Source organism: Kitasatospora sp. NPDC048194, assembly GCF_043202455.1.
Taxonomy (GTDB): Bacteria; Actinomycetota; Actinomycetes; order Streptomycetales; family Streptomycetaceae; genus Kitasatospora.
In genome coordinates, this window is sequence record NZ_JBIDAK010000052.1 from 17,203 (window position 1) to 36,882 (window position 19,680).

9 protein-coding genes are annotated in these 19,680 nt (G+C 69.6%); 6 read left to right on the forward strand and 3 right to left on the reverse strand.

From position 1 onward, the window contains the following. Positions 1–108 precede the first annotated feature (108 nt). The 4 genes from ACGF07_RS34320 to ACGF07_RS34335 all read left to right on the forward strand — a co-directional run bounded on the left by ACGF07_RS34320 (position 109) and on the right by ACGF07_RS34335 (position 3,593). Positions 109–1,488 carry a pyridoxal-phosphate dependent enzyme gene (locus tag ACGF07_RS34320; protein WP_392905376.1) on the forward strand — a complete coding sequence of 460 codons (1,380 nt, stop codon included), beginning with the start codon at positions 109–111 and terminating at the stop codon, positions 1,486–1,488. Between the two features lie 127 nt (positions 1,489–1,615). Continuing rightward, positions 1,616–2,602 (forward strand): aldo/keto reductase, encoded by a 987-nt coding sequence (locus ACGF07_RS34325; protein WP_392905379.1) that lies wholly within the window; start codon positions 1,616–1,618, stop codon positions 2,600–2,602. A gap of 373 nt (positions 2,603–2,975) precedes the next feature. Then, positions 2,976–3,260, forward strand: a complete 285-nt coding sequence (locus tag ACGF07_RS34330) for a hypothetical protein (RefSeq protein WP_392905382.1) — start codon at positions 2,976–2,978, stop codon at positions 3,258–3,260. Between the two features lie 111 nt (positions 3,261–3,371). Continuing rightward, positions 3,372–3,593, forward strand: a complete 222-nt coding sequence (locus ACGF07_RS34335; protein WP_392905385.1) for a hypothetical protein — start codon at positions 3,372–3,374, stop codon at positions 3,591–3,593. Positions 3,594–3,608: 15 nt separating this feature from the next. Here the strand turns inward: ACGF07_RS34335 and ACGF07_RS34340 are convergent, their stop codons facing one another. Both ACGF07_RS34340 and ACGF07_RS34345 read right to left on the reverse strand, forming a co-directional pair. Beyond that, positions 3,609–4,745, reverse strand: coding sequence for a glycoside hydrolase domain-containing protein (locus ACGF07_RS34340; RefSeq protein ID WP_392905387.1), 1,137 nt, complete (start codon positions 4,743–4,745; stop codon positions 3,609–3,611). A gap of 47 nt (positions 4,746–4,792) precedes the next feature. Next, positions 4,793–5,542, reverse strand: a complete 750-nt coding sequence (locus ACGF07_RS34345) for a hypothetical protein (protein WP_392905390.1) — start codon at positions 5,540–5,542, stop codon at positions 4,793–4,795. A 268-nt stretch (positions 5,543–5,810) separates the two neighbouring features. Here ACGF07_RS34345 and ACGF07_RS34350 point away from each other — a divergent pair, with 268 nt between their 5' ends. Together ACGF07_RS34350 and ACGF07_RS34355 are read left to right on the forward strand one after the other, a co-directional pair. Next, positions 5,811–6,350 carry a hypothetical protein gene (locus ACGF07_RS34350; RefSeq protein ID WP_392905392.1) on the forward strand — a complete coding sequence of 180 codons (540 nt, stop codon included), beginning with the start codon at positions 5,811–5,813 and terminating at the stop codon, positions 6,348–6,350. A gap of 231 nt (positions 6,351–6,581) precedes the next feature. Beyond that, positions 6,582–17,612, forward strand: coding sequence for a LamG-like jellyroll fold domain-containing protein (locus ACGF07_RS34355; RefSeq protein ID WP_392905393.1), 11,031 nt, complete (start codon positions 6,582–6,584; stop codon positions 17,610–17,612). Between the two features lie 1,358 nt (positions 17,613–18,970). Here ACGF07_RS34355 and ACGF07_RS34360 read toward each other — a convergent pair. Next, the gene (locus tag ACGF07_RS34360; RefSeq protein WP_392905395.1) at positions 18,971–19,216 is read right to left on the reverse strand and encodes a hypothetical protein; all 246 of its coding nucleotides are present in this window, start codon (positions 19,214–19,216) and stop codon (positions 18,971–18,973) included. Positions 19,217–19,680: the final 464 nt, after the last annotated feature.

The window sequence follows — 19,680 nt, forward strand, 5'->3', positions numbered from 1 at the left end:
GGGGGAGTCGGCCGACCGGGAGGCGGAGCGGGCCTAGCGGGGCGCGGGGCTGGGCAGGCTGGGGCGGACGCACCGTGCAGACGGCTGCACCGGATGAAGGAGCGCATGATGACCGCAGTCCACGAGTCCGTCCTGGAGGCGATCGGCGGGACGCCGCTGTTCCGCCTCGCCCGGCTGGGTGCCGGGATCGCGGCGCCGATCTACGCCAAGGCCGAGTTCCTCAACGTCGGCGGCAGCGTCAAGGACCGTGCTGCGCTGTCCATGGTCTTGGCGGCGGAGCGGGACGGCCTGCTGCAGCCCGGTGGGACGATCATCGAGGCGACCTCCGGCAACACCGGCATCGGGCTGGCCATCGTCGGCCGCCGACGCGGGTACCGGGTGATCGCCGGGGTGTCGGACAAGGCGTCGCCGGAGAAGGCGGACATCCTGCGGGCGTACGGCGCCGAGGTGGTGCTCGCGACGACGTCCGTGCCGCGGGAGGATCCGCGGCACCTGTTCAACGTGGTCCGGCGGCTCACCGAGGAGATCCCCGGGGCCTGGCTCGCCAACCAGTACGACAACCCGGCCAATCCCGAGGCCCACGTCCGGACCACCGGCCCGGAGATCTGGGAGCAGACCGGCGGCCGGGTGACCCACTTCGTCGCGGGGGTCGGTACCGGCGGCACCGTCACCGGTACCGGCGGCCACCTCAAGGAGGTGTCCGGCGGCGCCGTGACCGTCATCGGCGCGGACCCGGAGTCCTCCTCGTACGGCGGCGGGGACGGCAGCCCGTGGTTCGTCGAGAGCATCGGGCACTTCCTCCACCCGGAGACCGTCGAGGACCGCTGGCCGCAGGCCTACCGCTCCGAGGTGATCGACTCCTTCGAGCGGATCCCGGACCGCGAGTCGCTCCTGACGGCGCGTCGGCTCGCCCGCGAGGAGGGCATCCTGGCCGGGCCGTCCTCCGGTACGGCGGTGGCGGCGGCGCTGCGGACGGCACGCCGGCTGGGGCCGGACGACCTGGTCGTCGTGCTGCTGCCGGACTCGGGCCGCTCCTACCTGTCGAAGGTGCACAGCGACGCGTGGATGCGGCGCTGGGGCTTCATGGAGGAGCCGGGACGGACGGAGCTGCGGGCCACGCTGGCGGCGGCGGGCCCGCTGGTGACGGTCGGGGCGGACGCGACCGTCGGCGAGGCGCTGGACGCGCTGGGGGCCGCGCCGGGCGGGATCGCCCCCGCCGTGCTGCCGCGGGCGGCGCGGCCGTACGGGGTGGCCGACGCGGAGGTGCTGGGCTCGGTCTCCCGCGAGGTGCTGCGGGCGGCGCTCGCGGACGGCGGGGCCAAGCCCGACGGCCCGGTGCGCCCGCTGCTGGGGCCGGCACTGCCGACGGTCGGGGTGGGGCAGTCCGCCGCCGAGGCGCGGGCCGCGCTGGCGGGCGGGCATCCGGGGGTGGTGGTGCTGGTGGACGGGAGGGCGGCCGGGGTGCTGACCCGGGCGGCGCTCGGGTAGTCACCTCGGGGGCTGCGCGCGCCCTGCGGCCGCGGGCCGTACGGCAGTTCGCCACGGACGGGTGGCGATCCGCCGGGCCGCGCGAGGTGCTGGACACCGGTGCCGGTGTGGTCTTGGGTGGGTCGCCATGGAGTACACCCACCTCGGCCGCACCGGCCTCACCGTGTCCCGACTCTGCCTCGGCACCATGAACTTCGGCCCCCACACCGAGGAGGCCGAGGCCCACCGCCTCATGGACACCGCCCACGAGCGAGGCATCAACTTCTTCGACACCGCCAACTCCTACGGCCGCGACAGCGAGGGCAGGCTCGCGGGCCGCACCGAGGAGATCATCGGCCGCTGGTTCGCCCAGGGCGGCGGCCGCCGGGAGCGCACCGTGCTCGCCACCAAGGCCTACGCCGCGATGAGCGACTGGCCCAACGAGGGCAGGCTCTCCGCGCTCGCCATCCGCAAGGCCGTCGAGGCGAGCCTGCGCAGGCTGCAGACCGACCACATCGACCTCTACCAGATGCACCACATCGACCGGGACACCCCGTGGGAGGAGATCTGGCAGGCGATGGAGGTCCTGGTCGCCCAGGGCAAGATCATCTACGTCGGCTCCAGCAACTTCGCCGGCTGGCACATCGCCCGGGCCCAGGAGGCCGCCCGCTCCCGGCACTTCCTCGGGCTGGTCAGCGAGCAGTCCCTGTACAACCTGCTCGACCGCACCGTCGAACTCGAGGTCATCCCCGCCCTCGAGCACTACGGCCTCGGACTGATCCCCTGGTCCCCGCTGCGCAGCGGCCTGCTCGGCGGCGTCCTCCGCAAGGAGCGCGAGGGCACCCGGGTGCGCGGCGCCCTCGGCTTCGCCGCCGAACTCCTGGCCAGGCACCGGGACCGCCTCCAGGCCTACGAGGACTTCGCCGACGAGATCGGCGCCGATCCCGCCGACCTCGCCCTGGCCTGGCTGCTCTCCCGCCCGGCCGTCACCGCCCCGATCATCGGCCCCCGCACCCCGGCCCACCTCGACGCCGCCCTGCGGGCGCTCGACCTGAAGCTCGACCAGAAGACCCTCGACCGCCTCGACGAGCTGTTCCCCGGCCACAAGCCGGCTCCGGAGGACTACGCCTGGTAGACCGCCGGGCTCTCGGTCGGCGGGGTTCCTGGGCGACGGGGTTCCGCCCGCCTGCCGGCTCTCGCCTGGCGGGTTCCAGCTGCCACTGACGGAGCCCGTCCACCCCGGCCCCTGGGTCAGCGCCGAGCACCACGTTCACGCCTGGCTGGACCGCCACTACGCCCGACAGGGGACAGCCAGGCCCCGGACCGCGCACGAGGCCGACGCAGCGTTCGTCGCCGGACTCGCGGACGCCGGCCTGCGGCTCTAGGGCGGCCAGTGGGCTACGGCAGCGGCATCGTGGACACCGTTCGCCAGCGGCCCGCGCTCAAACGACCCCGAGACCCGGCCGTTAGCCCCCGCTGCCGCTGCGGCCGTCCCGCGCGACCGCTACATGCGGCCGGCTGCCGGTTCCCTGACCGTCGCCACCACCGGCCTGGTCCTGCTGACCCCCAGCACACCCGCCCCAGAATGGCTGCGAGCCGTGGAAGCCGAGATGGCCGCCGCCCACACCCCGCTGCTCGGAATCCTGCCGGACGTCGCCGACACCGAGCGCTCCCGTGAGGCGCTGGATCAGATCGCCGCCCGCCTGGCGGGCGCGCTCGGCGAGAACCCCGCAGCAGCCAGCCGCCCCCTGCCGAAGGACACCGCCCGGCCAGGCGAGGCACCGGACGTATAGCAAACCCGCGAAGACCGGCACCGGAAGGGCCCGGCAGACCCCGGTCAGGACTTGGGGAAGTCATAGCAGCTGGCCGCCCAGGCGTTCCGCGGCTGCGGGGTGTCCAGGCGCTTGCGCAAATCCCGGACCGCCCGCTCGAGCTCCTCGCGGTTGGTGGCGTCGACCGGGCCGTCCAGGAAGGCCGAGACGGCGGCGACCCGTCAGGTCCCCATCGAGCGCAGCGACACGGCAGCGGTCCGGGGCGACGCCGGGACGCTGTACTTCACCACCCCCGCCGGGGCGCTCGCCGTCGGCGACTTCCGCAGAGCCGAAGCAGCTGGCTCCTGCTGCTGATGCCGAGGCCCCCGGTCAGCCGATGGCGGCGACCGGGCCGTTCCAGGCGTTCTGGTCGATGGTGAGGGAGGAACCGCCGTAGGTCTCCTGCTGGTTGACGGCGTACTGGTGGCCCCGTCGGGAGCCGCTCCACTGACTGGCGGGGAACGGGAAGGTGCTGGTGGTGTCGGCGGTGCCGTCGTAGAGGGCGTACCAGAGGGCGTCGGGGAGGTTGGGGGCGCCGGAGGTGGCGGCCTGGCTCATGGCGAGGGCGCTGGACTTGCTGAAGCCGTAGAAGCCGGCGAAGTAGCCGCGGGAGTGGAGGGCCGCGTCCCAGGCCTGGACGTAGGTGAGGACGGCGGTGCTGCAGGCGGCGTCGGAGGCGTTGTAGGCCTCCATGTCGAGGTAGACGGCACTGCCGGGGCCCATCCCGAGGGCGGAGGCGTGGGTGACGGCGTCGGCGCCGTCGCCGGCGCCGAGGGTGGCGGCGTTCGCGGCGGTGATGCGCTCGGGGTTGTTGGAGGTCTGGCAGGGCGGCTGCGCGCCGACGTAGAGCGGGATGAGCTGCCAGCCGGCGGCGTGGACGGTGCGGACCCAGGAGGAGGTCAGGTTGGGCTGGGAGCAGCCGCGGTTCTGGCCGCCGATGTAGACGGCGGCCGCGCCGTAGGGCGAAGTGCCGTGCCACGCCTGCATGGTGGATGCGGACGGCGCGGTGCAGGTGTCGAAGGCCTTGCCGGTGAAGACGGCCGGTCCGCGGGCGGGGGCGGGGACGTTGTTGACCGGGGCTGCGGCCTGACCGGGAGCGCCCGGTGCGGAAGGGGACGCGGCGGAGGACACCGACGGGGAGGAGGAGGCCGACCGGGAGGAGGCCGACGGGGAGGAGGACGCCGAGGCCAGCGCCGACTTGGTCGGCGTGGGTGAGGCGGACGGCGAGGCGCTCGGGGAACCGGAGGCGCTGGGGCTGCTGGGCGACGTGGCGCCGACGGCGGCGGCGGTCGGGACGCTGTCACGGGCGGCCTCGGGGGCCGTGCTGCCGGCGCCGGGTGAGGAGTTCCCCGCCAGTGCGGTGACGGCGAGCGTTGTCGCGCCCGCGGCCAGGATCACGCCTGCGGCGCTGAACGCGATGGCCTTGTTGCGGCGGGTGGTGGCGCTGGGCTTGCGCTGGTGGGACACGTACCGTCCTCGGGAGGTGGCGTCGGGAGGGAAGGGGGGAAGTGCTGTCACGCGGGACGGGAGGTGGCGTCGAAGCGGGCCAGGCGCCGGCCGCCGAGCTCGCCGAAGAGCAGCGTTGCGGTGAGGAAGCCGGCGACGGTGAGGCCGACGCCGTCCCGGGCGTCCAAGACGGCGAGGTCGAGGACGGCGACGGCGACGGCCGTCCAGACGAGCACCGTCCGCAGCGCCAGGTGGGCCTTGAGCGAGCGGGTGCGTCCGGGCAGTGCCCAGATCGCGAGCAGGCCGATGCCGGTCAGGGCCAGGATCGTGTCCCCCCGCCGGGCGCTGCGGTGCCGGCGGTGGTAGCGGTGGAACGCGACCGCGAGCAGCGCCACGAGGAGACCGGCGAGGACGAGCTCAGCCGGGGAGTCGACCAGGGCGACCCAGTGCCAGGCGCCGCCGTCCTTCAGGATCTGATGGTCGGTGACCGGGGTCAGCTGGGGTGCTGCCAGCACCACGACGCCCGTGACGTCTCCGGTGCCGTCCTGGCCGTAGCAGGCGAGGTACGGCGCGCCGTCCACCGGGCCGCCGACGATCTTGACGGTGGCGGCCTCGCCGGCGATGTCCAGGTCGTCGGGCCGGGCCCGGCAGGCGGTCTCGGCTGCGTCCGTGCCGGGGAGGGCCGGCGCCGTGTACGCGAGCGGGCCGTCCTCGTGCCACGAGCGGCTCTGCCAGACGGCGGTGGCGGTGGCGGCGTAGCCGACCAGGAGGAGGGCCAGGACCGCCGTGAACACCCGGAGTCGTCTTGGCGGTATCACGTCTGGCTCCTGTTCGGCGCTGGTTCGGCGCTGGTTTCGGCGGCGTCCCCGGCGATGCGTCAGTGGTGTTCGGCGGCGCTTCGGCGAGGGGCTGTGCACTCGGCCGGGCGACGATATCGCCTGATCAGCGCGGCGACCAACGCGGGCCCCCGTTCACGTCCGGCCAGGGGCTGGGCTGCGACTTGTCGCGCACATGCGCCTATGCTGCCACGGCTGACGACCGGTGCGGTTCGGCGTCGGCTCGACCGATGGCGGAAAGGGACGGGCAATGCGCCGGTACGGACGTGGCACGGTGTGGGGCGGGGTCGTGGTGCTGGTCGCCATCGTGGTGGCCGGGGTCGTGGCCCTGTGGCCGGAGGACGAGGAGAAGCCCACGATCCCGGTGCGGGCGCGGGAGTACAGGCCCACGCAGGCCTGCCTGCTGACTCCGGCGAGCGGGCTGGCGGACGCGCAGTCGGCGCAGGCGTGGGCCGGTCTTCAGGATGCGTCGGCCAGGACGCACGTCCAGGTCCGCTACCTCGCGGCCGCCGGTGAGGACACCCCGGGCAACGCCGGCCCGTACCTCGCGTCGCTGGCGGTGAGCGGCTGTCAGACGGTGGTCGTGGCCGGTGACACCGGGGTCCAGGCCGCGGTGCAGGAGGCGCACTCGTTCCCCAAGGTCCAGTTCCTGCTCCTCCAGGGCAGCCAAGGCAGCCCCCAGGCCACCTCCGCCCCCGCGGGTAGCAACACCAAGACCCTGACCGTGACGAACCCGACCGAGGCGCGCGCGCAGGTCGCCTCGGAACTCGAGCAGCTCACCAAGGGCTGACGAACGCTGCGCAACGCGGCGGTGCCCGTTCCCTGATTCTCTGTCGATCGTCCACGAATCCCCAGGTCAGAGGCTTGACCCGCGCTTGACCGCCAGTCGACAATCGTGATCCACTCCGCATGATTTCTCATTGACAGCCGGTCACCGACCGAGACTTTTGGGGTCTTCATGCGCGCGTGGAAGCCGGTTCGCCGGTTCACCGTATTCCGGAAGCGGCACCGCTTCCGACCATTGATCAGACTGCTCGCGGTCGTGCTGATCGCGACGCTCTCCTCCATCGGAGGAATATCCACGGCCGGGGCCGCCGAGCGCGGATTCCCGGCCTTGCGTCTGTCCTGGGACCAGGTCAAGGACTGGTTCTCGGACGAGCCGGGCAGACCGGGCTTCGGCCCGACTCCCCGTCAGCACTCGGGGACGGCGGCCGGGCGCGGCCACCGGGCCACCACGGACGAGACCCGCGCCGGCGGCGGCCAGGGCCACGCCCCGGGCAAGTCCCCCTCCGAGCTGGACGACTACGCCCCCCACCAACGCAAGCCCGCCCAGGGGGCGAGCGCGACGCAGACCGGGTTCGACGCGCGCAGCAGCAAGCGGAACGCGGCGAAGTCCAGCAAGACGTCCGACGCGTTCGACAACGCCGACGGTTCCGTCACCCGGAACATCTCCCAGACCCCGATCAACTACCAGGATGCCTCCGGCAACTGGCAGAAGGTCGACACCAGTCTGAAGAACGGTGCGGGCGACGGCCGCTGGCACGAGGCGGCCAACTCCCTCGCGGTGGACTTCGCGCCGAAGGCCGCCGACGCCTCGCTGGCAACCCTGCGCACCACCGGCGGCCACGCGCTCAGCTACGCGCTGGAGGGCGCGGCCCCGGTCACGGGCACGGCGAACGGCTCGGACGTCAGCTACCCGGGCGTGCTGCCCGAGACCGACCTGGTGCTGACCACCACGCCGACCGGTCTGAAGGAGTCGATCGTCCTGCACTCGGCGAAGGCCGGGAACAGCTGGACCTTCCCGCTGAACCTGGAGGGCCTGGCGCCGCACCAGCAGCAGGACGGCTCGATCAACCTGACGGACGCCGCGGGCAAGACGGTCGAGCAGATCCCGCCGGCCTACGCCTACGACTCCAAGGTCGACCCGCGCTCGGGCGACGCGGCCAGCACCAACGCCGTGCGCTACGAGCTGGTCAAGTCCGCGAGCGGCGGCACCGCGCTGAAGGTCACCCTGGACGAGTCCTGGCTGCGCAGCAAGGACCGCCAGTTCCCGATCACCGTCGACCCGACCGTGACCGACGGCTGGACGACCGCGTACGCCCAGAGCGGCAACAACACCGACCACTCGTACGAGCAGTTCATCAAGATCGGCTCGTACGACAGCGGCACCAACAAGGCGAACAGCTTCATCAACCACTGGTACCAGAGCTGGGACGGCTCCGGCGTCACGGTCACCTCGGCCACGCTGAAGCTGTTCGAGACCTGGGCCTCGACCTGTGCCTCGCCGCAGCGCTTCGACGTCGCGCTGGTCACCCAGCCGTGGACGCCGAGCCAGGTCCAGAACTACCCCGGACCGAGCTTCGGCGCCTCGATCGGCAACGCCTCGCCGACGCTGACCAACGCCTGCACCAACACCACCGCCAACCCGGCGGTCGGTGACTGGGTGTCGGTGCCGCTGTCCACCTCGGCCCTGCAGGGCTGGATGAACGGCACGACGCCGGACTACGGCCTGGCCGTGTACGCCGCGACCAACGACACCCTGCACTGGAAGAAGTTCGGCTCCTTCATGGACCCGAACAAGGGCCCGTACATGCAGGTGACGTACACCGGCAACTCCGGTCCCCAGGTGTACTCGCAGTACCCGAGCAACAACGCCGTCGCCTACACGACCACCCCGGAGCTGACCGCCTGGTCGGCGGGGGCGAACTCGACGGGCGCCAGCAGCACGCTGAAGTACGACTTCACCGTCTACGACAACACCAACACCAAGATCGCCGACTCCGGCCAGATCGCGGCCGGTGACTGGGTGGTGCCCGCGGGCAAGCTGTCCTGGGGCAAGACCTACTACTGGCAGGTGCAGTCCTACGACGCCGGGATCTGGTCGCCGTCCAACGGCCTGTACGCGCTGAACATCCAGGTGCCGCAGCCGCTGATCACCTCGGGGCTGTCGCAGAACAGCAGCGAGCACGGCTTCGACGCGTCGATCGGCAACTTCACCACCTCCGACACCGACGCCGACGTCTCCACCGCCGGTCCGCCGCTGTCGGTGGTGCGCGACTACAACTCCCGCGACCCGCGCTACACCGGCGCGTTCGGCGCCGGGTGGTCGAGCGTCTTCGACTCCCGCGCCACCGAGCAGTACAACGCCGCGGGCCAGGTGACCGGCGTGGTCGTCACCTACCCCAACGGTGCGCAGGTCGGATTCGGCAAGAACGGCGACGGCACCTTCAGCCCGCCGTCGGGGCGCTTCGCCACCTTCAAGCCGGTCACGGGCGGGTACTCGCTCACCGACAAGAACAGCAACGTCTACACCTTCACCCAGTCGCTGGGCTCGGGCGGCTACGGCGTCACCGCGATCACCGACGCCAACAACCGCTCCATCACCTACACCTGGGCGAACAACCAGATCACCGACATGACCTCCCAGGTCTCCGGGCGCGCCCTGCACCTGACCTGGGCGAGTCCGTCGGGGGCGAGCGCGGCGCACGTGGCCACGGTCTCCACCGACTCGCTCGGCAGCCCCGGCCCGCTGACGTGGACCTACAAGTACACCGGTGACCAGCTCACCGCGGTGTGCCGGCCCTCCGACGCGACGCACTGCGCCGCCTACGACTACACCTCCGGATCGCAGTACCAGAACGCGATCATGGACCTGGGCCCGCAGAACTACTGGCCGATGTCGGAAGCCGCCGGTGCCACCACGGCCGCCGACGCCGTCATCGCCAACCAGGCCAACGGCAACGCCTCGTACACCAACGTGACCCTCGGCCAGGCCGGCGGTCAGCTGGCGGGCTCCACCGCGACGGTGGCCGGGTTCAACGGCACGTCCTCCTACATGGCGCTGCCCCAGAACACCGGCAACGCGGCGAACTCCGGCGCGCTGTCGCTGTGGTTCAAGACCTCCACCGGTCCGGGTGTGCTGTACTCGTACGCCTCCACGCCGATCACCGCCGGGAGCGCGTCGGGCTACTACACGCCGTCGATCTACGTCGGCTCGGACGGCAAGCTGAACGCCGAGTTCTGGTACAGCGGCGGCGCCGCCCCGATCACCAGCAGCGCGCCGGTCACGGACGGCAAGTGGCACCACGTCGTCCTGTCGGCGGCCGGCAACACGCAGTCGCTGTTCCTGGACAACAACCAGGTCGGCACCCTGTCGGGCACCGTCTCCATCCAGAGCGCGGTGGCCTTCGGCGCGAACCAGCCCTACGACTACATCGGCGCCGGGTTCCTCGGCGGCAGCTGGCCGGACCAGCCCAACACGGGCAACGGCACGGTCAGCTACTTCAACGGCCAGATCGCGAACGTGGCCTGGTACAACCGCCCGCTGGTGTCGGCCGACGTCAACGCGCTCTACCAGTACGCCGCCCACCCCGCGAGCCTGCTGAGCAGCATCAAGCGTCCGTCGGGCAAGGTGTTCAACACCATCGAGTACGACCCGGCGACCACCACGGTCACCAAGGTCACCGACGAGAACGGCGGCCCCTGGAAGATCGCCGCCCCGACCGTGACCGGCTCCTCGCAGACCTACCGCGGTTCCGTCCTGGGCAGCGCCCCGGCCGGGTACTGGCGCCTGGGCGACGCGGCCGGAGCGTCCGCGGCCACCGACGAGGTCCGCGGCGGCACGGCCGCCTACAACGGCGTCACCCTCGGGACCGCCGGGCCGTTCTCGGACAACACCGCGGCGACCTTCAACGGCACCTCGTCCTACATCCTGCTGCCCAACACGGAGCACCTGAACAGCGGGCCGAACTCCGTCGAGATGTGGTTCAACATGCCGGCGGGCAACACCGCCGGTGGCACCCTCTTCGACTACGCGACCAACCCCCTCGGGGGGTCGCAGAGTTCCTGGGTCCCGTCCCTGTACGTGGGCACCGACGGCAAACTGCGCGGCGCGTTCTGGGGCCTGCCCCAGATCACCAGCGGCGCCCCGGTGAACGACGGCAAGTGGCACCACGTGCTGCTCAGCGGAAGCCCGACCACGCTGACCCTGTACCTGGACGGCCAGTCGGCCGGCAGCTCGACCGGCACCTTCCAGCCGAGCCCGTCGAACTACGTCTACGTCGGCGCGGGCTACGCGTCGCAGTGGAACAGCGCGCCGAGCAACGCGAACGGCTACTTCCCCGGCTCGATCGCCGAGGTCGCGTTCTACAACTCCGCGCTCTCCGCGCAAGAGGACGCGAACCACTTCGCGGCGGGCAAGAACTCCACCGGTCTGCTGCCGGTGAAGTCCGTGGTGGTCACCGACCCGGTGAACGCCACGGAGACCACCCGGTACGACGTCGTCAACGGCAACCGCACCCTGTCCCACACCGACGGCGTGGGCAGCACGGTCAGCTACGGCTACGACACCAGCGGGTTCCAGAGCACGACCGTCGACCCGAACGGCGTCATGAGCCGCACCGGCCACGACCCGCGCGGCAACACCGTCTCCGTCACCAACTGCCAGAACCAGCAGTCCAACACGTGCTCGACGCAGTACTTCACGTACTTCCCGGACGACACGAGCGCCCAGCTGACCACGGCGGACGCCCGCAACGACGTCATGCTCACCTCGCGTGACGGCCGTTCGGCCTCGGCCACCGACAACACCTACCTGACCTCCTACACCCTCGACGCCGCGGGCAACCGCACCGGTGTCACCACCGCCGCCGTACCGGGCTCCCCGAACGGGCGCACCACCACCACGGTGTTCTCGGACGGCACCGCCACCTTCCCGGCGGCGGACAGCGGCACCGTGCCCAAGGGCCTGCCGGTGTCGACGACCTCACCCGGTGGGGCGGTCAACCAGGTCGCGTACTTCCACAACGGTGACGTGGCCTCCACCACCGACCCGACGGGCCTGGTCACCAAGTACACCTACGACCCACTGGGCCGGGTGCTGACCAAGACCGTCGTCTCGGACACCTACCCGAACGGTCTGGCCACCTCGTACGTCTACGACGGCGACGGCGAGGTGACGCAGGAGACCAACCCCCCCATCACCGACCGCGTCACCGGCGCCATCCACACCGCGCAGGTCTCCACCGTCTTCGACTACGACGGCAACGTCACCTCGCAGACGGTCGCGGACACCACCGGCGGTGACTCCCCGCGCACGCAGACCACGGTCTACGACGCGTACAACCACGTCCAGTCGCGCACCGACGCCAACGGCAACGTGCCCGGGGCGACCAACGGCGGCACGACGACGTACAGCTTCGACGCCATGGGCGAGATGGTGAAGGAGGTCGGCCCGACCGGGACCACGACCACCTTCCAGTACGACGCCAACGGCCACCTGCTGTCGAAGACCCTCAACGGCTACACGGGCGACCCGGTCGCGCCGTCCGCCGCGACCAACCTGGTGGAGTCCTCACGCGCCTACGACCCGGCCGGCCGGCTGGCGTCGATCACGGACTCGATGGGCAACACCACCTCCTACACCTACACCGACAACGGCCTGCCGGCCACCGTCACCAGGAAGGACCCGACCGGACAGAGCTCCTTCCAGCTGGAGTCCAACACCTACGACGCCGCCGGGAACCTCATCCAGAAGACCACCGGCAACGGCGCCACCGTCACCCAGTACCAGGTCGACGCCGCCTCCCGGGTGGCGAGCACGACCGTGGACCCGACCGGCGTCAACCGCGTCACCCAGGTCTCCTACACACCGGACGACCTGGTCGCCACCACGCGCCAGACCGACTCCTCCGGCGCGGACCGCACCATCAGCAAGACCTACGACCCGATGGGCCGCCCGCTCACCGAGACCCTGCACGGGGACGCCTCCGGCCACCCGGCCGGCTGGTGGCAGCTGAACCAGAGCTCGGGCACGACGGTCACCGACCAGTCGGGCAACGGGAACACCGCGTCCGTCTCGGGCAACGTCACCTGGTCGGGCGGGGCCGCCGGCTTCGACGGCTCCGGCGGAACGATCTCCACCAACGGCCCGGTGCTCAACACCACGTCCTCGTACACCGTGTCGGCCTGGGTCAACCTGACCGACAACACGGCCTACCACTCCTTCGTCACCCAGGGCGGCACCAACGTCCCGTCCTTCTACCTGCAGTACTCCAAGGCGTTCGGCGGCTGGACGTTCATCGCGAACAGCTCGGACGCGACGAACCCGACCGCCTACTACTCGGCCCACACGTCCTCGGCCGCGCTCAACACGTGGACCCACCTGGTCGCCACGTTCGACGCGTCCAACGGCACGATGAGCCTGTACGTCAACGGCGCCCTGGGGGCGACGGGGAACAACCCGAGTCCGTGGACGGGCACCGGCGGGCTGACCATCGGGGCCTCCAAGACGCCCAACAACGGCACGTTCGACAAGGACACGGGCCAGGTCGCGAACGTCCAGGTCTACCAGCGGGCCATCAGCGCCGCCGAGGCCCAGACGCTCTACACCAACGGCCAGAACGGCGGCTCCGTCGGCTCGTCCAACACCCAGACCACGAAGTGGACGTACGACAAGCGGGGCCTGCCGACCTCCGTCACCGACCCCAACTCCAACACCACCCAGTTCTCGTACGACGAGGCGGGCAACCTCGCGGTGACCACGGCCCCGGCCGTTTCCGTCGAGGCGGTCGGCGGCACCGCGGTGACCGCCCGTCCGGTGACCACCAGCGGCTTCAACACCTTCGGTGAGGCCGTGGAGGAGCTCGACCCGAACGGGAACGAGACCACCCTCGCCTACGACGCCAACGGGCAGAAGGTCTCCGAGACACTGCCCGTGTACACGGCCCCCGGCTCCAGCAGCCCGGTCAACGGCCAGAGCACCTGGACGTACGACGCCGACGGCAACGTGCTGTCCACGACCCGCCCGGGCGGAGAAAGCGTCCGGTACACGTACACGCAGCTCGGCGACGTCGCCCAGGTCACCTCGCCGGACGGCAGCACCACCCATGCCGTCTACGACACCAACGGCGAGAAGCTGTCGGTGACCGACGGCAACGGCGCGGTCACCCAGGCCACGTACGACTGGATGGGCCGTCACGTCACCTCGACGAAGCTCGAGCGCTACCCGACCAACCAGACGCTCACCAGCACCAGGTCCTACGCGGTCACGCCCGGCAACCCCTACGGCGCGTTCGTCTCCTCCGAGACGAGCGAGACCAACGTGACCACGACCTACGGCTACAACCGGGTCGGCGAGCAGACCCAGGTCACGGACGGGGCGAACAACACCACAACGGTCGCCTACGACTTCGTGGGTCGTCCGTACAGGACGACGGCGGCCGACGGCACCTACGGCCAGACCACCTACACCGCCGCCAACCTGGCCGCGTCCCACAAGGAGTACGACGCCAACAACAATCTGCTGACGCAGATCTCCTCGGTCTACGACGGCAACGGCAACGCGACTTCGTTCACCGACGCCAACGGCCACACCACGCAACTGACGTACGACGCGAGCAACATGGTGACGCAGGAGATCCAGCCGGTCTCGGCGACCTCCTCGATCACCACGTCGTTCGGCTACAACGCGGCGGGCCAGCGCACCCGGTACACCGACGGCCGGGGCAACTCCTGGTACTACGCGTACACCTCCCGCGGCCAGCTGGCCACGGTCCAGGAGCCCGGCACCGGCATATACAACTCGGCCGACACCACCACCACGACCTACGCGTACGACGCCAACGGCCGCACCGCCTCCCAGACCCTTCCGGGCGGGGTGTCGGTGTCCTTCGGCTACGACAAGGTCGACAACCTGCTCACCTCCACGGGCACGGGCGCCGAGGCGGCGACCGCGACCCGCTCGTTCACCTACGACAACGCGGGCCAGATCCTGACCGCCGCCACCTCCAGTGCCGGCACCCTGGGCAGCCCGGACTACCAGGCGGCCACCAGAGAGACGTTCACCTACAACGACCGCGGGGCGCTGCTGACGGCCTCCGGCTCGGGCGGGTCGTCCTCGTTCGCCTACAACGGCGCGGGGCAGCTGACCTCCCGCACCGACGCCGCCGGCACCACCGGCTACGGCTACGACACGGCCGGACGCCTGCAGTCGGTGAACGACCCGGCCACGGGAACGCAGCTGACCTACGGCTACAACAAGCTCAACCAGGTCTCGTCGATCACCTACGGTTCGCTCGGCAACGTGCGCACCTACGGCTACGACGCCCTGCACCGCCTGACCTCGGACACCCTGGCCAAGGGGACGACGACCCTCGCCTCCATCGCCTACGGCTACGACAACAACGGCAACCTGACCAGCAAGAACACCACCGGAGTCACGGGAGCGTCCAACAACACCTACGGCTACGACTGGGCCAACCGCCTCACGTCGTGGAACAACGGCACCACCAACACCGCCTACGCGTACGACGCCTCGGGCAACCGCATCCAGGCCGGCTCCAACGTGTTCACCTACGACGCACGTGACCAGCTGACCTCGGACGGCGTGCACACGTACACGTACTCGGCGCGCGGCACGATGACCCACGACATCACCGCCGCAGGCAGCACCACGCTGGCCTCGGACGCCTACGGGCAGCAGGTGGTGGCCGGCACGCAGTCGTACACCCACGACGCGGCCGGACGGAACATCACCGACACCACCAGCGGCGCCACGACGCGCACCTTCTCGTACTCCGGCGCGGGCAACATCGTCGCCTCCGACGGCGACTACACCTACACCTACGACACAGGAAACGGGCTCATCGGGCTGAACACCGCCGGGGCCACGTCGACCGCGACCGGCCAGCTGGCCGTGCTCGACCAGCACAACGACGTGGTGGGCACCTTCGCGCCGACCGGCACCGCCCTGGCTACCTCCGCCACCTACGACCCGCTGGGCGCCGTCACGGCCAACAGCGGCCTGCCCGGGCACCTGGGCTTCCAGTCCGGCTGGACGGAGAGCTCCACCAACCTGGTGGGCACCGCCTCGCGCTGGTACAACCCGCGCACCGGCGTGTTCCTCAACAAGGACACCGTCTCGACCAACCCGGTGCCGAACTCGGCGGCGGCGAACCCGTTCGCCTACGTCGCCGACAACCCGCTCTCCGCGGGCGACCCGTCCGGCCACTGCCCGTGGTACCTGCCGGATTCGGCCTGCAAGATCGCCAACAAGGTGGTCAGCGCGGTCGACAGCGGCGCCCACTGGGTGGCCGACAAGGTCGAGAGCGGCGCCTCCTACGTCGCGGACAAGCTCGACGAAGGGGCCCACTGGGTCGCCAACAAGGTCGAGTCCGCGGCAACGTACGTCGGGCAGGCCGTGGTCAGCACGGCGCGGTCGGCCTACCACCACGTCAAGGACGCCTACCACCGGACGTACCACTACGTGCAACGCGTCCACCACTGGGCCGTACGAACAGTCAGACGCGTCTACCACGCAACAGTCCGGGTCGTGAAACACGCCTACCACGCGGCCAAGGCCGCTGCCAAGCGCGTCGTCCAGGTCGCCCACAAGGCTGCGGGCGTGGCCTACAAGGCCGCGCGCACCGCGTACAAGGCGACGGTCCACGCGGCGAAGACCGCGGCGACCTTCGTCAAGCACCACGCCGCCGCGATCACCTCGTTCGTCGTCTCCACCGCCGTGTTCGCCGGCTGTGAGGCCCTGACCGGCGGCGTCGGCTCCATCGGCTGCGCCGCGGCCGCGGGGGCAGCGGGAAGCCTGGTCACCCAGGGCTTCCAGTGCGCCCAGAAGGGCGGCTCGGCCTGCAGCGCCGGCGCGTTCGGCAAGTCGGCACTCGAGGGTGCCGCTGAAGGCGCCGTCGGCGGGGCCCTCGGCAAGCTCGGCGGCGCGATCATCGGCAAGGTCGCCCCCAAGGCGATGGAAGCCGTGGGCGGTCTCTTCGGCAAGGGCGCCACCGAAGCCGCGGACGTCGCAGCCGAGGACGCCACCCAGGCGGCGAGCCGTCAGGCCGGAGCCAAGGCGGCCAGGTCAGAGGCGGAAGCCGGAGGCAGCTGCCCCGTGCCCCACAGCTTCACGGGCGCCACGCCGGTCCTGATGGCCGACGGCACCAGCAAGCGGATCGACCAGATCAAGACCGGCGACCGGATCACCAACGCCGTCCCCGGCCAGGACGGCACGCAGACCCACACCGTCACCAACGTCATCGTCACCACCACCGACCATGACTTCGCCGACGTCACGGTCACCCCGACCCACACCACCGACACCAACCCGGAGCACACGAGCCAGACCCACACCACCGAACCCATCCCGGCCAAGTACACCGAGGTCCCGCTGACCAAGAGGATCTGGCACCGCGCCGGCCTCGCCTTGGCCGCGTCCGTCGCCGCCGCCAGCCTTATCGGCGTCAACCACCAGCCCACCCCCGCGACCGCCCCGGTCGCCTATACCACCTCAAGCACCAGCACCCCCACCGACACCACCGACCCGGCCATAGCCGCCGACGGTGGAACCATCCACACCACCTTCCACCACCCCTTCTACGACCAGACCCAGGCCGCCTTCGTCGACGCCAAGGACCTCCGCGTCGGCGACGTCCTCCAGACGCCCACCGGCACGGCCCAGGTCACCGATGTCCACCTCTTCCACGCCGACACCACCACCTACGACCTCACCATCGGCGACCTCCACACCTACTTCGTGGAGGCCGGGAGCACCCCAGTCCTTGTCCACAACTGCGACCGTTACAGTTTCAATGGGAGTGTTCGGTACGAAGGTCTGGACCAACTTGGGCGGCCTCAAGGTGTTCACGCATCAATCGACAAGTCGATGCTGGACAAGGGGACCGAGGCTGGCGGGAGTCGGCCGCCGGGTTGGAGAGGTAACGGGACCAACTTTAACGAGGCGCGAGGACATCTCCTGGCCAACCGCTTGGGAGGTGCGGGCAAGGGTCCGCTTGCGCGCTACAACCTCGTCACGCTGACACAAAACCCCGTCAACTCACCATGGATGCGTGATCTAATCGAGCAGCACATCTACGATGCGGCGGATGCGGGCGAGGTTGTCCAGTACTCTGTAAAACCGATTTACGATGGCGCAAATCCGGTTCCGGTGCGCTTGGATTTCTCGGCGGCGGGCAATAAGGGATTTAGTCTCTCTGGCTTCTTGGAGAATCCGGCGGCTGGGATCATCTCGGGTAAATTCAGGTTTTAAACAAGTTGGGTTGCTAAGTTAGCTGAGGCCCACGGGGTGACCGTGGGCCTCAGTGCTTTGCGGTAGACTGGGCGCGTCAGTAATTACGGAGGTTTACGTGACCCGGACTACGCCCGCGCGCCCCATCGACATTGAAGCTGTTTTCCCCGAACTTCGGAAGTACGCCTTGACGGCGACGCGGCTCCATCCTCGGCCGGGACGCCCAGGGCAGATGGACAGCTCAGTGGGTGGGGAGCTGCTCTGGCCAGCAGGTGAATCCTGGCCAACTTGCACTGCTGTCCATCGAAAGTCACGTGGTGAGCTGCTGGCGAATGTTAGGAAGCGGCGAAAGATTCTCGACGTTGCGTGGAGCCGACTTGGGCCGACCGGCGAGTCGACTGGGCCCACCGATGAAGAGCGTGAGAAGCTGGGCGAGCTGAACAAGCGTGGTAACTACGCTCCAGCGCTCTCGGACGATGCTCCGATTCCTATGCTGCCTGTGCTCCAGTTGTTCCGGCGAGACGTCCCGGATCTGGGGTTTCCGGACGGGAAAGATTTGCTACAGATTCTCTGGTGTCCATTCGATTCTCATGGAGATGCTAGGGGGATTGACGTCCGACTGGTGTGGCGGGACTCGTCGCAAGTCTCTGACCCTTTGGTGGGCGCGCCTGAAGTCGAGGTTGTTGGGCGGGCGGGTTATGTTCCCGACGCTTGCCTACTAAATCCGGAGCAGGTCATCGAGCATCAGAGCTTCGAACTTTTGCCAGAAACGCTACGGGAGTCTCTGGAAGAGTGGGAGGATTGGGAGAGTGAGAATGCTCCGCATTATCAATATGACTTGTCGATTGCGCCTGGTTGGAAAGCAGGCGGTTTCGCCTCATGGCATTTGACGGGCCCTCGGCTGATGGTTTGCGAGTGTGGCGCTCCGATGCGACTGTTGGTCACGGTAGACAGCAAGGAGTGGGACAACGGAAGCCTCAGCTGGAGGCCTGTCGAGGAGGCGGAAAGCTCGATCTACGGGCTGAACACTCCTACGCGGGTCACGGTAGGGCGAGCCGGCTCTCTACGGATTTTCACCTGCATCGCAGATGTCTCTCATCCGCACAGGATCAGTGAGCAGTAGTCACACCCGCTTTCTCGGGTGCGCAGTCTCAAAAAGATGCAACTTCGCTGCAGCTGGGAGCTGCATGTTTGCAGACTACTTAGTGGTCGGCTCCGGAAGTCCTTCGGGGGTTGACTCCGGAGCCGCCCACTACGCGTCGCTCAGGCTTCAATTCGTCGAAATGGACATCGCGGCGAAGATCGTCTGGCTTTAATCCACGAGTTGTGGCTCTGGCTCAATTTCTGTGATGCCAGGCGACGGCGGAGCGAAGCCCGACCTACAGAAGATCCGCCGCACTCAAGAGCTCCCCGAGAGCCGACACCGGCTTGAGCAAGTCCTCGTTGCTGAGCCCGAGCTCGGCCACAGAAGGGAGTCCAAGGCCGGGCTGGACGCGGCGAGAGTCATTCGGTGACGCAGCTGAGCTGGTGCTGCCAGTGTCCGAACGAACACCTTCGGCGGATGCAGGGGTGGCGGCGGCGAGGAGTGCGGCGCCGATAAGCACGACGGAAGCGATGATCTTCATGCCTGACTCAACGAGCAAATTGGCACAAGGATGCTACTCAGCTCCTGACGCTAGCCTCGGCAAGGCAGGTCTCTGGCCTGCTGTGTCCGTTGCCGCGGCTCTTGGCGTGCCTGGCCTCGGGCCGAGAGCACGAAGGTCTGCCCAACCTATTGTCAGGTTCTGACCCACATTCGTGAAGCCGTACCGATCCTCTGTGTCCAAGGCTGGCAGCCTCGGTGAACGGGCAGACCGGCAGCTCGCCCAGAGGTCGACCCGCGTCTCGTCCGGTGCGGTTTCACGGAAGTTGTGCCAGAACCCGAGTTGTGACGTCAGTTGTTCACGAGTTTGGGAGTCACCTCGAACCGCGGATGGGTGATGTTCACGAGTTTCGGTTCTGGTTCAACTTCTGTGGTGCGATAACAGCGAGTGTTGTCGGCCGTATGTGATTGGGTGCGCGGAGAGTTCTGCAGCCATCACCTTCGGGG

Excerpts from the sequence above, each read along its gene's own strand:
- ACGF07_RS34330 (WP_392905382.1), top strand. The coding sequence starts at position 2,976 with ATGCGGCCGGCTGCCGGTTCCCTGACCGTCGCCACCACCGGCCTGGTC.
- ACGF07_RS34320 (WP_392905376.1), top strand. The coding sequence starts at position 109 with ATGACCGCAGTCCACGAGTCCGTCCTGGAGGCGATCGGCGGGACGCCG.
- ACGF07_RS34325 (WP_392905379.1), top strand. The coding sequence starts at position 1,616 with ATGGAGTACACCCACCTCGGCCGCACCGGCCTCACCGTGTCCCGACTC.
- ACGF07_RS34360 (WP_392905395.1), bottom strand. The coding sequence starts at position 19,216 with ATGAAGATCATCGCTTCCGTCGTGCTTATCGGCGCCGCACTCCTCGCC.
- ACGF07_RS34350 (WP_392905392.1), top strand. The coding sequence starts at position 5,811 with ATGCGCCGGTACGGACGTGGCACGGTGTGGGGCGGGGTCGTGGTGCTG.